Annotated in this window: 16 protein-coding genes, 1 pseudogene and 1 riboswitch; of the genes and pseudogenes, 11 read left to right on the top strand and 6 right to left on the bottom strand. The window is 63.3% G+C overall.

Translation table 11 applies throughout. The features are described 5' to 3' along the window. Nucleotides 1-57 precede the first annotated feature (57 nt). The 5 genes from AC1RUK_RS14970 to AC1RUK_RS14950 form a co-directional block, all read right to left on the bottom strand. Nucleotides 58-252, bottom strand: a complete 195-nt coding sequence (locus tag AC1RUK_RS14970; RefSeq protein WP_436174379.1) for a hypothetical protein — start codon at nucleotides 250-252, stop codon at nucleotides 58-60. 150 nt (nucleotides 253-402) lie between these two features. Then, on the bottom strand, nucleotides 403-588 hold the full coding sequence (locus AC1RUK_RS14965; protein WP_481835003.1) for a hypothetical protein: 186 nt from the start codon (nucleotides 586-588) through the stop codon (nucleotides 403-405). A 38-nt stretch (nucleotides 589-626) separates the two neighbouring features. Beyond that, a complete protein-coding gene (locus AC1RUK_RS14960; protein WP_481835004.1) occupies nucleotides 627-842 on the bottom strand; it encodes a hypothetical protein in 216 nt (71 codons plus the stop codon). 23 nt (nucleotides 843-865) lie between these two features. Continuing rightward, nucleotides 866-2,500, bottom strand: coding sequence for a chaperonin GroEL (gene groL, locus AC1RUK_RS14955; RefSeq protein ID WP_436174382.1), 1,635 nt, complete (start codon nucleotides 2,498-2,500; stop codon nucleotides 866-868). 56 nt (nucleotides 2,501-2,556) lie between these two features. Then, nucleotides 2,557-2,913 carry a co-chaperone GroES gene (locus AC1RUK_RS14950; protein ID WP_481835005.1) on the bottom strand — a complete coding sequence of 119 codons (357 nt, stop codon included), beginning with the start codon at nucleotides 2,911-2,913 and terminating at the stop codon, nucleotides 2,557-2,559. 494 nt (nucleotides 2,914-3,407) lie between these two features. On the opposite strand from AC1RUK_RS14950, the gene AC1RUK_RS14945 reads away from it, so the two are divergent. From AC1RUK_RS14945 to AC1RUK_RS14925, 5 genes are all read left to right on the top strand, one after another. Beyond that, on the top strand, nucleotides 3,408-3,668 hold the full coding sequence (locus tag AC1RUK_RS14945; RefSeq protein WP_481835006.1) for a hypothetical protein: 261 nt from the start codon (nucleotides 3,408-3,410) through the stop codon (nucleotides 3,666-3,668). Next, a complete protein-coding gene (locus tag AC1RUK_RS14940) occupies nucleotides 3,668-4,033 on the top strand; it encodes a hypothetical protein (RefSeq protein WP_481839493.1) in 366 nt (121 codons plus the stop codon). Before AC1RUK_RS14945 ends, AC1RUK_RS14940 begins: the two co-directional genes overlap by 1 nt. Nucleotides 4,034-4,123: 90 nt before the next feature. Further along, nucleotides 4,124-4,366 carry a hypothetical protein gene (locus tag AC1RUK_RS14935; RefSeq protein WP_481839494.1) on the top strand — a complete coding sequence of 81 codons (243 nt, stop codon included), beginning with the start codon at nucleotides 4,124-4,126 and terminating at the stop codon, nucleotides 4,364-4,366. After that, on the top strand, nucleotides 4,363-4,677 hold the full coding sequence (locus AC1RUK_RS14930) for a hypothetical protein (RefSeq protein WP_481835007.1): 315 nt from the start codon (nucleotides 4,363-4,365) through the stop codon (nucleotides 4,675-4,677). The genes AC1RUK_RS14935 and AC1RUK_RS14930 overlap by 4 nt, the downstream gene beginning before the upstream one ends. Beyond that, entirely contained in the window at nucleotides 4,674-4,949 is a 276-nt protein-coding gene (locus AC1RUK_RS14925) for a DUF1488 family protein (RefSeq protein ID WP_436174386.1), read from the top strand. Before AC1RUK_RS14930 ends, AC1RUK_RS14925 begins: the two co-directional genes overlap by 4 nt. Before the next feature lie 6 nt (nucleotides 4,950-4,955). Here AC1RUK_RS14925 and AC1RUK_RS14920 read toward each other — a convergent pair. Further along, a pseudogene (locus AC1RUK_RS14920) lies at nucleotides 4,956-5,084 on the bottom strand (mechanosensitive ion channel family protein); the annotation flags it as partial. 301 nt (nucleotides 5,085-5,385) lie between these two features. Between AC1RUK_RS14920 and AC1RUK_RS14915 the strand changes: the two are divergent. The 6 genes from AC1RUK_RS14915 (at nucleotide 5,386) to AC1RUK_RS14890 (ending at nucleotide 14,463) form a co-directional block, all read left to right on the top strand. Continuing rightward, nucleotides 5,386-7,251: a tetratricopeptide repeat protein gene (locus AC1RUK_RS14915; protein ID WP_481840287.1), complete on the top strand. Its 1,866-nt coding sequence runs from the start codon at nucleotides 5,386-5,388 to the stop codon at nucleotides 7,249-7,251. Between the two features lie 2 nt (nucleotides 7,252-7,253). Then, the gene (locus tag AC1RUK_RS14910) at nucleotides 7,254-9,116 is read left to right on the top strand and encodes a TPR end-of-group domain-containing protein (protein WP_481835009.1); all 1,863 of its coding nucleotides are present in this window, start codon (nucleotides 7,254-7,256) and stop codon (nucleotides 9,114-9,116) included. 459 nt (nucleotides 9,117-9,575) lie between these two features. Further along, a complete protein-coding gene (locus tag AC1RUK_RS14905; RefSeq protein WP_481835010.1) occupies nucleotides 9,576-11,099 on the top strand; it encodes a winged helix-turn-helix domain-containing tetratricopeptide repeat protein in 1,524 nt (507 codons plus the stop codon). A gap of 185 nt (nucleotides 11,100-11,284) precedes the next feature. Beyond that, a riboswitch (cobalamin riboswitch) is annotated at nucleotides 11,285-11,492 on the top strand. A 190-nt stretch (nucleotides 11,493-11,682) separates the two neighbouring features. Further along, the gene (locus AC1RUK_RS14900; protein ID WP_481835011.1) at nucleotides 11,683-12,465 is read left to right on the top strand and encodes an ABC transporter ATP-binding protein; all 783 of its coding nucleotides are present in this window, start codon (nucleotides 11,683-11,685) and stop codon (nucleotides 12,463-12,465) included. A 34-nt stretch (nucleotides 12,466-12,499) separates the two neighbouring features. Then, nucleotides 12,500-13,447 (top strand): ABC transporter substrate-binding protein, encoded by a 948-nt coding sequence (locus AC1RUK_RS14895; RefSeq protein WP_481835012.1) that lies wholly within the window; start codon nucleotides 12,500-12,502, stop codon nucleotides 13,445-13,447. Between the two features lie 29 nt (nucleotides 13,448-13,476). Then, entirely contained in the window at nucleotides 13,477-14,463 is a 987-nt protein-coding gene (locus AC1RUK_RS14890; RefSeq protein WP_481839495.1) for a FecCD family ABC transporter permease, read from the top strand. The last annotated feature ends 92 nt before the right edge of the window (nucleotides 14,464-14,555 follow it).

Below are 14,555 nucleotides of genomic sequence, written 5' to 3'. Positions count from 1 at the left end.
ATAAGAAGCAAGCGCGGAGCGGCTGTCCGCTCCGGCACCTTATGCACGGCGACAGAGTTACTTTCGTACGATCCAGGCCAGCAGCGCCGATTCAAAATCGGAATTGCCGGTATAGTCGCGGATCAAAAGCGCGGCGTATCCTTGCCACTGATCCTCGGGGATCCCATTTTCGATGACAGATGTCCTGAAGGCGTCGCGCAGGATATTGCAGTCGAAAGTCGAGATCACATCGTCCGAATGATCATTGTCCATGATGCAGCTCCCATTTAGGGGGCGGGAGTACGGTGGACGCTCTCAAGCGCCGGTGCCCTTGTTCTGGCCGGCGACGGCGGGACTGTACGCCCCCGAGAGGTGGTTAGCGAATCATTCCGGCAGATTTGCCCGCTGGCACACCGGCACAAGTCAGCGGCCGGCCTGTTCCCGCCGCTTGGCGTCCTGATCGTTCAGCCGGCCGACCATCTCGTCCGCTTCGCCGGCATTGATGCCGACCATGACCTTGTGATCGGACTCGGCGGGCTGGCCGGTGAAGACGTCGAAAACGGTCCAGCTGTCCGGATGGTCCATGCGAAGCGCGTAGCGGTTTGCCATAGTCCGCGTCCTTTCGTTCTCGCCCGCCACCGACCGGTTCAGGCCTGCACAATGAAAAACACTGCCGCCAGGACAACGACTGTCCACAGCACCACGCCCAGCTTCAAAGCCAGGCCCCCGTGTGAGGAGAGACGCTCCCGCATGCTGGCAACCACGTTCTTCATGCTCCTGGATGTGGTCGGCGTCGCAGCAACGGCGACCGGCGGCTTGACCCCAAGCCTGCCGAATACCGGAAGCAGTGTCGGTTCACGCACGGGTTTCTCCTGGCTCCAAGGCCTCAGTATCCCATTCCGCCCATGCCGCCGCCGCCGGGTGAGGGCGCGGCATCCTTGGCCGGAATGTCGGTGATCATGGCTTCGGCGGTGATCAAGAGCGCGGCGATTGAGCCGGCATCCTGCAGTGCCGTGCGCACCACCTTTGCCGGGTCGACGATGCCGGCCTTGATCATGTCGACATAAACCTCGTTCTGGGCATCGAAGCCCTGATTGTGATCCTTGCTGTCGGAGAGCTTGCCGACGACGATCGAACCCTCGACGCCGGAATTCTCGGCGATCTGGCGGATCGGTGCCTCGAGTGCCCTGAGCACGATCGAAATGCCGGCCGTCACATCGGCATTGGCGCCGGTCAGGCCCTTGAGCGCCGACCTGGCGCGCAGCAGCGCCACGCCGCCGCCCGGAACGATGCCTTCTTCGACAGCCGCGCGCGTTGCGTTCAGCGCATCGTCGATGCGGTCCTTCTTTTCCTTGACTTCCGATTCGGTGGCGCCGCCGACGCGGATCACCGCAACACCGCCGGCGAGCTTGGCCAGCCGCTCCTGCAGCTTTTCCTTGTCATAGTCGGAGGTGGTTTCCTCGATCTGGCCCTTGATCTGGGCGATGCGCGCCTGGATGGTCGCCTTGGTGCCGGCGCCGTCGATGATTGTGGTGGTGTCCTTCTCGATCAGCACGCGCTTGGCGCGGCCGAGCATCTCGATGGTGACGTTGTCGAGCTTGATGCCGAGATCCTCGGAAATCATCTGGCCGGCGGTCAGCACGGCGATGTCTTCCAACATCGCCTTGCGGCGGTCGCCGAAGCCCGGCGCCTTGACGGCCGCGACCTTGAGGCCGCCGCGCAGCTTGTTGACGACCAGCGTCGCCAGCGCTTCGCCCTCGACGTCCTCCGAGATGATCAGCAGCGGCCTGCCGCTTTGCACGACGGCTTCGAGGATCGGCAGCAGCGCCTGCAGATTGCCGAGTTTCTTTTCGTGAATGAGGACGTAGGCGTCCTCCAGTTCGGCGCGCATCTTGTCGGCATTGGTGACGAAATAGGGCGAGAGGTAGCCGCGGTCGAACTGCATGCCCTCGACGACGTCGAGTTCGGTGTCGGCAGTCTTGGCTTCCTCGACGGTGATGACGCCGTCATTGCCGACCTTGTCCATCGCCTTGGCGATCATCGCGCCGACGGTGGCGTCGCCATTGGCGGCGATGGTGCCGACCTGCGCGATCTCGGCCGAGGACTTGACCTTCTTGGACCGCGCCTTGACTTCCTTGACCACGGCGGCAACGGCCTGGTCGATGCCGCGCTTGAGGTCCATCGGGTTCATGCCGGCGGCGACCAGCTTGGCGCCTTCGCGCAGGATCGAGGCGGCCAGCACCGTGGCGGTGGTGGTGCCGTCACCGGCAAGATCGTTGGTCTTCGAGGCCACTTCGCGCACCATCTGCGCGCCCATGTTCTCGAACTTGTCGGTGAGTTCGATTTCCTTGGCCACCGTCACCCCGTCCTTGGTGATGCGCGGCGCGCCATAGGCCTTGTCGATGATGACGTTGCGGCCCTTGGGGCCGAGCGTCACCTTGACGGCGTTGTTGAGGAGTTCGACGCCGCGCAGCATGCGGTCGCGGGCATCGGTGGAGAATTTGATTTCCTTGGCAGACATGATTGTTCATCCCGTTCGAATATTGGAGTGGGCGGTTTGCCGTGAAGCCAGACTGGTCAGGCGGCGTTCTTGACGGCCACTGTCTTGTCGATGATCCCGATCTCGCTCTTGTCGATGATCTCGATCTTCTCGAGAATGCCCATGATATCGGCTTCCTTCATGATCAGAAGGTCTTCGCCGTCGATCTTGACCTCGGTGCCCGACCATTTGCCGAACAGGATGAAGTCGCCGGCTTTCACATCGGGCACGATCAGCGCGCCGCTTTCGTCGCGTGCGCCCGGGCCAACGGCGATCACTTCGCCTTCCTGGGGTTTTTCCTTGGCATTGTCGGGAATGATGATGCCGCCCTTGGATTTGGTGTCGCCTTCGGCGCGGCGAATGACGACGCGGTCGTGGAGTGGCCGGAATTTCATGGGGAGCTTCCTTCTGGGGCCGGCATAGGCGGCCGCTACCCCTGATATAGGCGCGTTGGCACTCGATAGATAGGAGTGCCAGAATTAATTCTCGCGAATGCCCAAGAAATCGAATGAAATAATTCGAGGCGCGCAGAAAATCATTCGCATCGGAGGAAAACTTTCTGCCGCCGTGATTTTCGCGGACGCTGATTTGTTATTTAAAAGGATAAATAAAAGGGCGCCGCGACCTTGTTTGCAACTCAATTGAGGCGCATATGTAAAGCTCGTTGATTTGGTCGAGTTGGCTTTGTGTCAGAGCCCCGCCATTCACCACCGAATTCTCGAAAACGAGTGCATGCGCCGGTCCGGCGCACATTTCGTTCCGTTCGAACCCTGGAATGAAACCGACGCTGACCACGGATGTACTGGCAGCGTCGGGCATCGTCCTGGCGGTTCGAGTGGGAATGATACGGAAAGGCGCAGCCGCGCGTTTCCGCGGAAAGCCGCAATTCATGACCAGCCGCACCACACCATCAGTCGTTCGCTTCAGGTCGGCGTTTTCGCTGCCCGGCTTCGATACGCCGCAACCACCCGGAGAGTATCGCGTCGATCATGACGAGGAAGCCCTCGAAGGGGCTTCGCTGACCGCATGGCGCCGCGTCGCCACCTTCATTCACCTGCCGGCGATCTCCGCCAGCGGAGCCACGCGGCAGATGGTGCCGATCGAACCGGCATCGCTTGAAGCCGCACTGGAGCAGGACCAGAGACAATGATGAGAACCACCACCCTGATGCAACGCAACGCACGCCCGGTCCGCCGCGAAGCCGCAACGCATCTGTTTGCCGTCGGACAGGCTGTCCGGCTGAAGGGCGGCTTCGGCACATTTCCAAAGACCGCGGAAATCTACCGCATCACGGCCACGCTGCCGCCCCGAGGAGATTCGCTGCAATACCGCATCCGCAGCGACGGCGAACTTCATGAAAGGGTGGCGACGCAGGACAGTCTCGAACCGGTCGCCACGTCGCCCGGTGACACCATAACGCTCATCGAAAGGACGTTCGACCATGTCAAAGGGACAAAAACGCTCGAGCCGGGAGATCAGGAAGCCGAAGCAGGAAAAGGTCCTGCCCAAAGCTGAAAGCGTGTTCGGCACCCAGACCAGGCTTGCCGCCAACATCAGTTCCCTGCGCGGCAAGGGCAAGACCTGACGCTACGGGCTCTGATGACGATGAAGATCCTGATCGAATTCTATCGCACCCGGGAAGCGGACGATGCGCATGCCCTGATCGGCCGCGAGACCGTGGAAGCGGCCGACCTCGACGATGCGATCGAAATCGCCAGGCTTCTGGCCAGGACCCTGAACATGCCGCAGCGGCCGGACGCCATGACGATCGCCGACACGAATGGCGCAGCGCTCTATTCCGGCGCTCTCGCCACGCAAGCGGTCAATGAGGAAAGGCCAGCATCATGAATGCCCATAGCAACGAAGCCGATCGGCGCCGCAATGCCGCCGGGGCCTGGGACAACGAGGCTGGCGCGTCGGGATGCGATTTCGCCGACCGTCAATATGGCCGCCGCGTCGAAGCCGATCGTTCCTGGACGGTCTATCACGTCTTCACCGGAATTCCGGCGCAGAGCGACGGCAGCGCCATGACCGGCCTCAGCCGATCGGACGCGACGCACGGCATGTTGTCCCTCAACCTGCGCAATGCCGAGCGCCGCAGGGCGCGACTTGCCGCGCCGCCAATTGTCCCGCACGAGACAGCGGCGGGCCAGTCATGACGCTCTCATTCCCCAACCCCAGCCGCAGCTTCGACGAAGCCCGCAACGCCGTCCGCTTCACTGGCCATGACGGCATGTTCGAAGTGCGCTTCTTCGTCGAGATCGAGGCGCTGGCAAAATCCGACAGCGCCTTGGCCGGGACAGCGGCGTCGGAAACAAAATACCTGTCGGCCTTCGACACCTTGCGATCATCCATCCACAAGGTTGCCGGTAAAGCCTATTCCCGCGACCGCCGCAGTTCCTACACTTTGACTGCCGCCGATTTCCGGTAGGCATGGCGCCAGCAGCACCTTGCCGCGCACGTTGGTCAGACCTTGCTGGGGGTCGCGGATCCAGAAGCGCAGGACGAAGTTCAGCGAGGAGTCGCCGAAGTCGGTCAGCCGGCAGACCGGCCGCCGGTCGGCCTCGCGATATTCAGCTCTTGCCAGAACGTTCGTGATACGGCGGAAGCGGACATCGTGGGTGACAATGCTGGAGGTCATGTTCGCCAGGAGCGGCCGTCTATGGGTTCGCCGCCAAATGGCGGCTTTGGGGTCAAAAGTTCGCGTTCGCGACAGGCCGGATCGCGGCATGAACGGACATTCGAGCTGTGCTTGATCTGCTTGCCCTTGTGCGGAAGCCGGTATTCTTCCTCTGGTCGACGAAAAACCGCTTGCGACGCGGGAGAACTGCTAAGGTATATCTCCGAAACAAGCGGGCCAACCGACTATGGAACGCCGCCTGACCGCAATATTGGCCGCCGACGTCGTCGGTTACAGCCGCCTTATGGGCCTTGACGAGGCCGGCACGCTGTCGGCGTTGAAAACCCATCGCCGTGAAATGGCTGACGGCAAGATCGCCGAACACCAGGGCCGCATCGTCAAGCTCACCGGCGACGGCATGCTTGTCGAGTTCCCGAGCGTGGTGAACGCAGTGGCATGCGCCGCTGACATCCAGCGCCGGATGCGCGAGCGCAATGTCGACGTGCCGGAGGAGCGCCGCATCGAATTCCGCATCGGCGTCCATCTCGGTGACATCATCTTCGAGGACAACGACATCTATGGCGACGGCGTCAACATCGCGGCGCGCATCGAAACCATCGCCAAGCCCGGCGGCGTCGCGGTGTCCGGCTCGGTTCGCGACAATGTTGGCAACCGGCTCGATCTCTCCTTCGAGGACACCGGCGAGCAGACGCTGAAGAACATCGAGCGGCCGGTCAGAGTCTACAACGTCGACCTCTTTGCAGGCGCGCGACCGCCGCTGCCCGCTGCAACGGCAGTGCAGGTCAAGGCTGAGCCTGCTGCCAAGGCAAAGCCTTCGATCGCTGTGCTGCCGTTCAACAACATGAGCGGCGACCCCGAGCAGGAATACTTCTCCGACGGCATCACCGAAGACATCATCACCGATCTCTCGAAGATCTCCGGCCTGTCGGTGATCGCCCGCAATTCGGTGTTCACCTACAAGAGCAAGTCCGTCGACGTGCAGGAGGTCAGCCGGCGCTTCAATGTCGCAACGGTGCTTGAAGGCAGCGTCCGCAAGGCCGGCCAGCGCGTGCGCATCACCGCGCAGCTGATCGACGGCAAGGACGGCACGCATCTGTGGGCCGATCGTTACGACCGCGACCTGACTGACATCTTCGCTATTCAGGACGAGATCACAAAAACGATCGTCGACCAGCTCAAGGTCAGGCTGCTGCCGGAAGAAAAGAAGGCGATCGAGGCGTCGCCGACCGAGAGTGTCGAGGCTTACACCTACTATCTGAGGGGCCGTGAGTTTTTCCACCGCGGCACAAAGCTGAACTACCGGCTCGCCAGACGGATGTTCACGATGGCGATCGAGCTCGACCCGCTCTATGCGCGCGCCTATGCGGGCAGCGCCGATTGCGACTCCTTCCTGTTCCTCGACTACAGCGAAGAGGTGTCGCTCGACGGCATACTGGCCAACGCCGCCAAGGCGCTCGAGATCGAAAGCGGACTGGCCGAAGCGCATGCCTCGCGCGGACTGGCCCTCTCGGTCGGCCAGCGGTACGACGAAGCGGACCGAGAATTCGAGCAGGCGATCGCGGGCAATCCCAACCTGTTCGAAGCCCACTATTTCTACGCCCGCAGCTGTTATGCGCGGGGAAAGCTCGAAAAGGCCGCCGTCCACTGGGAGCGCGCCGCCGAGATAGACCCCAACGACTACCAATCCCTGCTTCTGCTGATTCAGATCTATCGCACGTTGGGACGGCATGAGGAACAAGGGGAGACGGCTCGCAGGGGTGTTGAACGAGCCGAGCGCGAGTTTGCAAGGAATCCGGAAAATCCCCGCCCTGCCTACCTCGGCGCCAATGCGCTCGCCGGACTTGGCGAGTTCGATCGGGCGAAGGAGTGGGCCGCGCGCGCTTTCGCGATCGACCCCGACGATGTCCTGACCCAATACAACCTTGCCTGCTTCCACTGCTTCCTCGGTGATTTCGACCGGGTGTTCGACATGCTCGAAAGGGTGATGCCGCGCGCCAACCACGAAATGAAAGCGTGGGTTCTGCAAGACTCGGATTTTGATCTGCTGCACAGCCTGCCGCGCTGGCAGACGGTGCTGGAGCTTGCGAGATAGCAATGGAACGCCGGCTTACCGCCATCCTTGCCGCCGACGTGGTCGGCTATTCCAGGCTGATGGGGCTTGACGAAGCCGGCACGCTGTCGGCGTTGAAAACCCATCGCCGTGAAATGGCTGACGGCAAGATCGCCGAGCACCAGGGCCGCATCGTCAAGCTCACGGGAGATGGCATGCTGGTCGAATTCCCAAGCGTGGTGAACGCGGTCGCCTGTGCCGCCGACATCCAGCGCCGGATGCGCGAACGCAATGTCGACGTGCCGGAGGACCGCCGCATCGAGTTCCGCATCGGCGTCCATCTCGGCGACATCATCTTCGACGACAACGACATCTATGGCGACGGCGTCAACATCGCGGCGCGCATCGAGAGCATTGCCAAGCCTGGCGGCGTCGCCGTGTCCGGTTCCGTCCGCGACAATGTCGGCAATCGGCTCGACCTCTCCTTCGAGGACACCGGCGAGCAGACGCTGAAGAACATCGACCGGCCGGTTCGAGTCTACAATGTCGACCTCTTCGCCGGCGTTCCGCCGCCGTGCGTGACGAACGGCGCGGCGTCGCCCAAGCCAGCGCCGGCGAAGGAAAAGCCGTCGATCGCTGTGCTGCCGTTCAACAACATGAGCGGCGACCCTGAGCAGGAATACTTCTCCGACGGCATCACCGAGGACATCATCACCGATCTCTCGAAAATCTCCGGCCTGTTTGTGGTCGGCCGCAACACGGTGTTCACCTACAAGGGCAAGTCGGTGAAGCTGCAGCAGGCGGCACAAGAGCTTGGCGTGAAGTTTCTTCTCGAAGGCAGCGTCCGCAAGGCTGGCCAGCGCGTGCGCATCACCGGCCAGCTCATCGATGGCGCGACCGGCGGCCATCTTTGGGCTGATCGCTATGACCGCGACCTCACCGATATTTTTGCGATCCAGGACGAGATCACCAACACCATCGTCGATCAGCTCAAGGTCAAGCTGCTGCCGGAGGAAAGCGAGGCCATCGCGCAGGTGCCAACAGAAAACGTCGAGGCCTATACCAACTATTTGAGGGGACGGGAATTTTTCCACACGCGCACCAAGGGCTCATTGCAACTTGCGCGACGGTTGTTCTCTCGGGCGACGGATCTCGATCCCAACTATGCGCGCGCTTATGCCGGCATCGCTGATTGCGATTCGGTTCTGCACGCCTGGCACGGTGCCGAAATATCGCTGGAGTCGCTTTTTTCGACTTGCGCCAAGGCGCTGGCGCTTGATCCCAATCTCGCCGAAGTGCACGCCTCGCATGGCCTTGCCCTGTCGACCAATGGCCGTCACGCGGAGGCAGTCGCTGAATTCGAACGCGCGATCGCGCTCGATGCAAATTCCTACGAAGGCCACTATTTCTACGCCCGCCACTCGTTTGCGGAAGGAGATTTTGAAAAGGCGGTCGAGCTCTATGATCGTTGCGCCGAGATCAATCCCGACGACTACCGGTCGCCGCTGCTGGTCATGAACGCCCTGCATTCCCTTGGACGTCGCGACGAGGAGGCCAGGCTTGCCGAGGTGGGACTCGAGCGGGCGGAGCGGGCGCTGAAGCTGCACCCGGAGAATTCCGATCCCGCGCAACTGGGCGCCATCGCGCTCATCGCTCTCGGCCAGCACGACCGGGCCAAGGAATGGGCCGATCGCGCTCTGGCGATCGATCCGGACGACAACAATGCCATGTACAATATCGCCTGCGTCTATTCGCTGCTCGGCGAGGCCGACCATGCCATCGACCTGCTGGAGCCTTATTTGCGGCTGGTAGGGGACCACATGAAATCATGGTTCAAGAACGATTCGGATTTCGATCCCATCCGCAGCCATCCGCGCTACAAGGATCTGTTGAAACTGATCGAGTAGCAATTGTCCTGTTGGTGATGCCGCGAGCCAACCACGAAACGAAAGCGTGAGTCCTGCGGCATTCCGATTTCGGTCCGTTGTACGCCCTTCCGCCCTGGAGGAGAGTTCTGCTGTTCACGACATAACTCACTTGTAGATAGCCGGGGTTTGCGTCCTCATGGATGCATGAGAATCCTACCGTCATACCGTCGCTCTTCGGATACTCGGACTTTCTTCCATGGCGCCTGCGAGGTCCGGATTGGGCCAGCTCACGACGATGCCCCCGCCGACCTGAATGTCCGCTCTTGAAGCTTCCGCAGCCTGAAGCTGCCAGTCCGCTGTCGGCCCGAGTCCGGCCGTTCTAAAACAGCTGCTCGAATTCCCCCTATGACGATAAGCGCTGTTGCCACCCCATCCCACCCGCCCCTTGACGTCCCCTCCATCCCGCATGTCCAATGCCCCCCTCAGGGGAGGCTCCCGGTGGAGATCGCCACAGTCGATCAGGTGTTTCACTTCGGCGGCTACACGCTCGACCTCGGCAAGGGCACGCTGCGCCATGCCGATGGGCCGGCGTTCCTGCGGCCGAAGGCCTATGCGCTGTTGACGCTGCTGGCCCGGCAGATGGGCCGCGTCGTGCCCAAATCGGAGATCATGGATGCGGTGTGGCCGGGTGTCTACGTCACCGAGGATTCGCTGACGCAGTCGGTTCGCGAGATCCGCAAGGTGCTGGGCGACGATCTCGTGCGCACCGTGTCGAAGCGCGGCTACATGCTGGCGGCCGAGGTCGAGCCGGCGCCTGAAATCGGCTCGCAGCCGATCGTGGCGGTGTTGCGCTTTCGTAATGAAGGCGGGGCCGACGATCCGATCGTCGACGGCTTTGCCGAGGATATCATCAACGGCCTGGCGCGCTTCGGCACGGTCACGGTACTGGCCCGCAATTCCAGCTTTTCCTTCGCGTCCTTCGCGCGCTCGGAATGGCCGCAGATCCGCTCGCGCATCGGTGCGGACTATCTCGTCGAAGGCTCGGTGCGCCGCCAGGGCGACCAGATCCTGGCCGCCGTCAACCTTGTCGACGCGGCCAATGCCAGCCAGCTCTGGGGTGACCGCTACCAGGCGGCCGACAGCGGCTTCTTCGCCGTCCAGCAGGATATCGTCGAGGAGATCGTCGGGCGGCTGGCAAGGCGGGTTTCGAATGCCGGCCTGCAGCAGGCGTCGCGCAAACTGGTCACCAGCCTTGCCGCCTATGAGCTGGTGCTGCGCGGCGTGGCTTTGCTGCGCGACCCCGCCCAGACCGACATCGAGGGCGCCAGAGCCTTCTTCGAGGCCGCCGTCGCCAAGGACCCGGCCTATGGGCTCGCGCATATCTATGTCGGCCTGACCTGCGCGCTGAAGGGCGAGTTCGAAGAATCCAGCCATGCCGATCTGGTCGAGGCGCGCGACCACGTCGCCCGGGGCCTGGCGCTGTCGCCCGACCAGGCGACCGGCCACCGCATCCAGTCGCTGGTGCGCCTCTATATGCGCGAGCACGACGCGGCCGAGCATCATCTGAGGACCGCGCTCGAGCTCAACCAATGCGATGCCGACTGCATCGAGCAGATGGGCCTTGTGCTGACCATGCGCGGGCGCCCGTTCGAGGCGCTGGGTTGGCTGGCGCGCGCCATCCGCATCGATCCGATGGTCCCGCACTGGTATCAGTTCGACCGCTCGATGGCGCTCTACATGATGGGCGACTACAAGCCGGCGGCCGAGGCGCTTGAGCTTGCGACACGGCCGACGCCGTGGATCAGGACGCGGCTGGCCGCCTGCTACGCCCAGCTCGGCGCGATGGACGAAGCGCGCCGGCAGGCCGCCCTCATCAACGAGGGCGACCCCGGTTTCTCGCCGATCGACTATGCGACCAAGGCCATGCCGTTCGAGAGCCCGGCCGACGCCGCGCATCTGGCCGACGGCATCCGGCTGGCGCTTGGCGAGCAGGCAGGTCAAACGACGACCACGACGATATAGCGCCCTGATAGGCCCGGTGCCGCCGCAACGCCAGACGGCAAAGCCGTTGACCTTGGTGCGCACGCAGCCGCCGGTGTTGACATCATATGGCTGCGTTTGATACGTAATGTTATTACATATGCAGCCTGCCCAAGGCGAGCCGATGCCTGCAATCAAAAAACCGTTGCAGCGCGATCGGCGGAAACCTACGGTAGAAAAATGATGGTCCCCGAGTCGAAAGGCGAGGGGTGAAAAGGGAACACGGTGAGACCGTTTTCGGGTCGAGGCCGTGGCTGCCCCCGCAACTGTAAGCGGCGAGCAACATCCGCGAATGCCACTGGCCGGCAAGGCTGGGAAGGCAGGATGAAGCCGAGACCCGCGAGCCAGGAGACCTGCCATCAGCATGAGTTGACCGGACGGGGTGTGCCGGGAGGAGACGTAGCCGTCGGTCTGTCGACCGATCGGCCAGCTTCCTTCCGTCGCCAGTTTTGGAAAGTGACGGAAATTTGGAAGCCTCCATCCATCGCATCATCGCGTGCGCGCTTTGCGTCGGCGCCGCCACGGGCTTGGCCCGCGTCTCAGCTTCGAGGCCGGAGCGAGGCCGATGATGCTGCTCGAAGCCCGCGACGTGAGCGCGACGGCGAATGGCCGCCGCCTGGTGGATGGCGTAAGCCTGTCGGTCGCAGCAGGCGATCGCCTGGCCATCATCGGTCCCAACGGCGCCGGCAAGACCACGCTCTTGCGCATGCTGTGCGGCGCGTTGCGGCCAAGCGCCGGCGAGGTGCGTCTGTCGGGGCGCCGTCTCGACCGGATCACGACGGCCGAGCGGGCGCTCAACATGGCCGTCGTCGGCCAGACCGACCAGCCGGATCCGCGGCTCGCCTTGATCGACTATGTCGAGCTTGGCCGCGTCCCGCATGCCGGCATGAGGCGCATGCGCGAAGATCGCGACATCGTCGTCGAGGCGCTGCGCCGGACCGGGCTGCTGCCTTTGCTCGGCCGCAGCATCGGCTCGCTCTCCGGCGGCGAACGCCAGCGCGCGCAACTGGCCAGAGCCATCGCCCAGGAGCCAAAAATCCTGTTCCTCGACGAGCCGACCAATCACCTCGATCCGCGCGCCCGAGGCGAGCTTCTCGAACTGGTCGCCGGCTTCGGCATGAGCGTGGTCGCGGTGCTGCACGACCTGGCGCTGGTGGCGCCTTTCGCCACCAGGGTCGCGGTGATGAACGATGCCCGGCTGCATGCGCTGGGCGCACCGCGCGAGGCGCTGACCCAGCAACTGGTCCAGGAGGTGTTCGGCATCGACGTGTTCCGCCTGCGCCACCCGACCGAAGACCGCGAGCTCACCGTCTTCGACGTCCCCAACCGCGCCGCCTCGCCGTCCTGAACCGACATTCCCTCAACCCAAGGAGCCATACCTCGTGAAACGCCTCGCCCTCTCGCTTGCCTTGTCGCTCGTCGCTTCGGCGTCCTTTGCCTTCCCGGTCACCGTCGACAGCTGCGGCAAGAAGCTCACCTTCGAAGCGCCGCCGAAGCGCGCCGTCATCCAAGATCTCAACATGGCCGAGATGGCCTTCGCGCTGAAGCTGCAGCCCTCGATCGTCGGCCTGACCGGCATCACCGGCTGGTACAAGGTCGGCCCCGAATTCAAGGCCGAGCAAGGCTCGATCCCGGAACTGGCGCCAAAGTATCCGACGCTGGAAAGCCTCGTCGCCGTCGAGCCGGATTTCTTCTTCGCCGGCTGGTACTACGGCATGAAGCCGGGCGGCGAGGTGACCCCCGACACGCTCGCCCCGCACGGCATCAAGACGCTGGTGCTGACGGAAAGCTGCGTCCATCTAGACAAGAACCGTCCCGCCGCCTCGATGGACCTGCTCTATGGCGACGTCGAGAAGCTGGGCAAGATCTTTGGCAAGGAGGCGGAGGCCGACAAGCTCGTATCGGCCTGGAGGGCGCAACTGGCAGCGATCACCGCCAAGGTCGGCAGCGCCAAGGGCACGCGGGTGTTCCTCTATGATTCCGGCGAGGACAAGCCTTTCACCGCCGGCAAGTTCGCCATACCGAACGCCATGATCGCGGCTGCCGGCGGCGACAACGTCATGGCTGACATGGAGACAAGCTGGGGCACGACGGACTGGGAAACGGTGGCGGCGCGCAACCCGCAATTCCTGATCCTGCTCGATTACCAGGATGGCGGCGGCTACAGGAAGCTGCTCGACTTCCTCAAGGCGCATCCGGCGATGAAGGAAACGGACGCCGTCAAGAACGAGCGCTTCGTCGCGCTGCGCTATGCCGAGCTGACGCCCGGACCCGCCAACATCGAGGCGATCGGCAAGATCGCCAGGGCGATGCATCCGGAAGCGTTCTGAGCTTGCAGCGAAAATCCTTTGCTTTGATGATGATAACGGGTGCAGCGCTGGTCGCCGCGCTCGCCTTGCTGTCGATCGCCTATGGCTCGACGGTGATCGCGCTGCCGGATGTCGTCGGCGCCCTGGCGCATGCAATCGGGCTCGATGCGCATTCGGTCTCCGGCCCGGTCGGCAAGATCGTCGTCGACCTCCGGCTGCCGCGCACGCTGCTGGCAATCGCGGTCGGCGCCGGGTTGGGCGTCGTCGGCACGCTGCTGCAGACCGTGACCCGCAACGATCTCGCCGATCCGTTCCTGTTCGGTCTCTCCTCGGGTGCCGCCGCCGGCGCCGTCTCCGTCATCACCGTTTTCGGCGACAGTTTCGGCATCTGGACCTTGCCGGTCGCCGCTTTCACCGGCGGCATGCTGGCTGCGGCCGTGGTGCCGTTGCTGGTGTCGCGGGTGAAGGGGCAGGGCCCCGAGCGGCTGATCCTCGCCGGGCTTGCCGTCTCTTTCATGTTCACCGCGCTCACCAATTATCTCGTCTTCGCCGGCGACCAGCGCGCCGCCCATTCGGTGCTGTTCTGGACCATGGGCGGGCTCGGCCTGGCGCGCTGGGACAATATCGGCCTGGCAGCACTTGGCGCGGGCATCATCCTTGCCTATGGGCTGTGGAACCACCGCAGGTTCGACGCTTTCCTCGCCGGTGAAAACGCTGCCGAAAGTCTTGGCGTGCTGGTGGCGCGCATGCGCCGCACGACCTTTCTCGTCGCCGCCCTGTCGACCGCGATCCTCGTGTCGGTTGCCGGCGTCATCGGCTTCGTCGGCCTGATGATCCCGCATCTGTGCCGGCCATTGGCCGGTCCGTTGCATCTGCGGCTGATCGCAAGCTCCGCACTGTTCGGGGCTGTGCTGCTTTTGGCCAGCGACCTTCTCGCCCGCACGCTGCTGCCGCCGCAGGAGCTGCCGATCGGCATCATCACCAGCTCGCTCGGCGCCTTCTTCGTCGTCACCATGCTGATCCGCAACCGACTGTGACGGCCACAAGCGATGGTCTCCGCTCCCGATCACGGCGTCGTGACCGTATTTGCATGGCTGCCCACGTTGAATAGTAAGCACGCTTATTATAT

The sequence above is a fragment of the Mesorhizobium monacense genome (genome assembly GCF_056781675.1).
The sequence above is the reverse complement of the archived record's forward strand: the minus strand, read 5'-3'. Positions and strand labels throughout refer to the sequence as shown.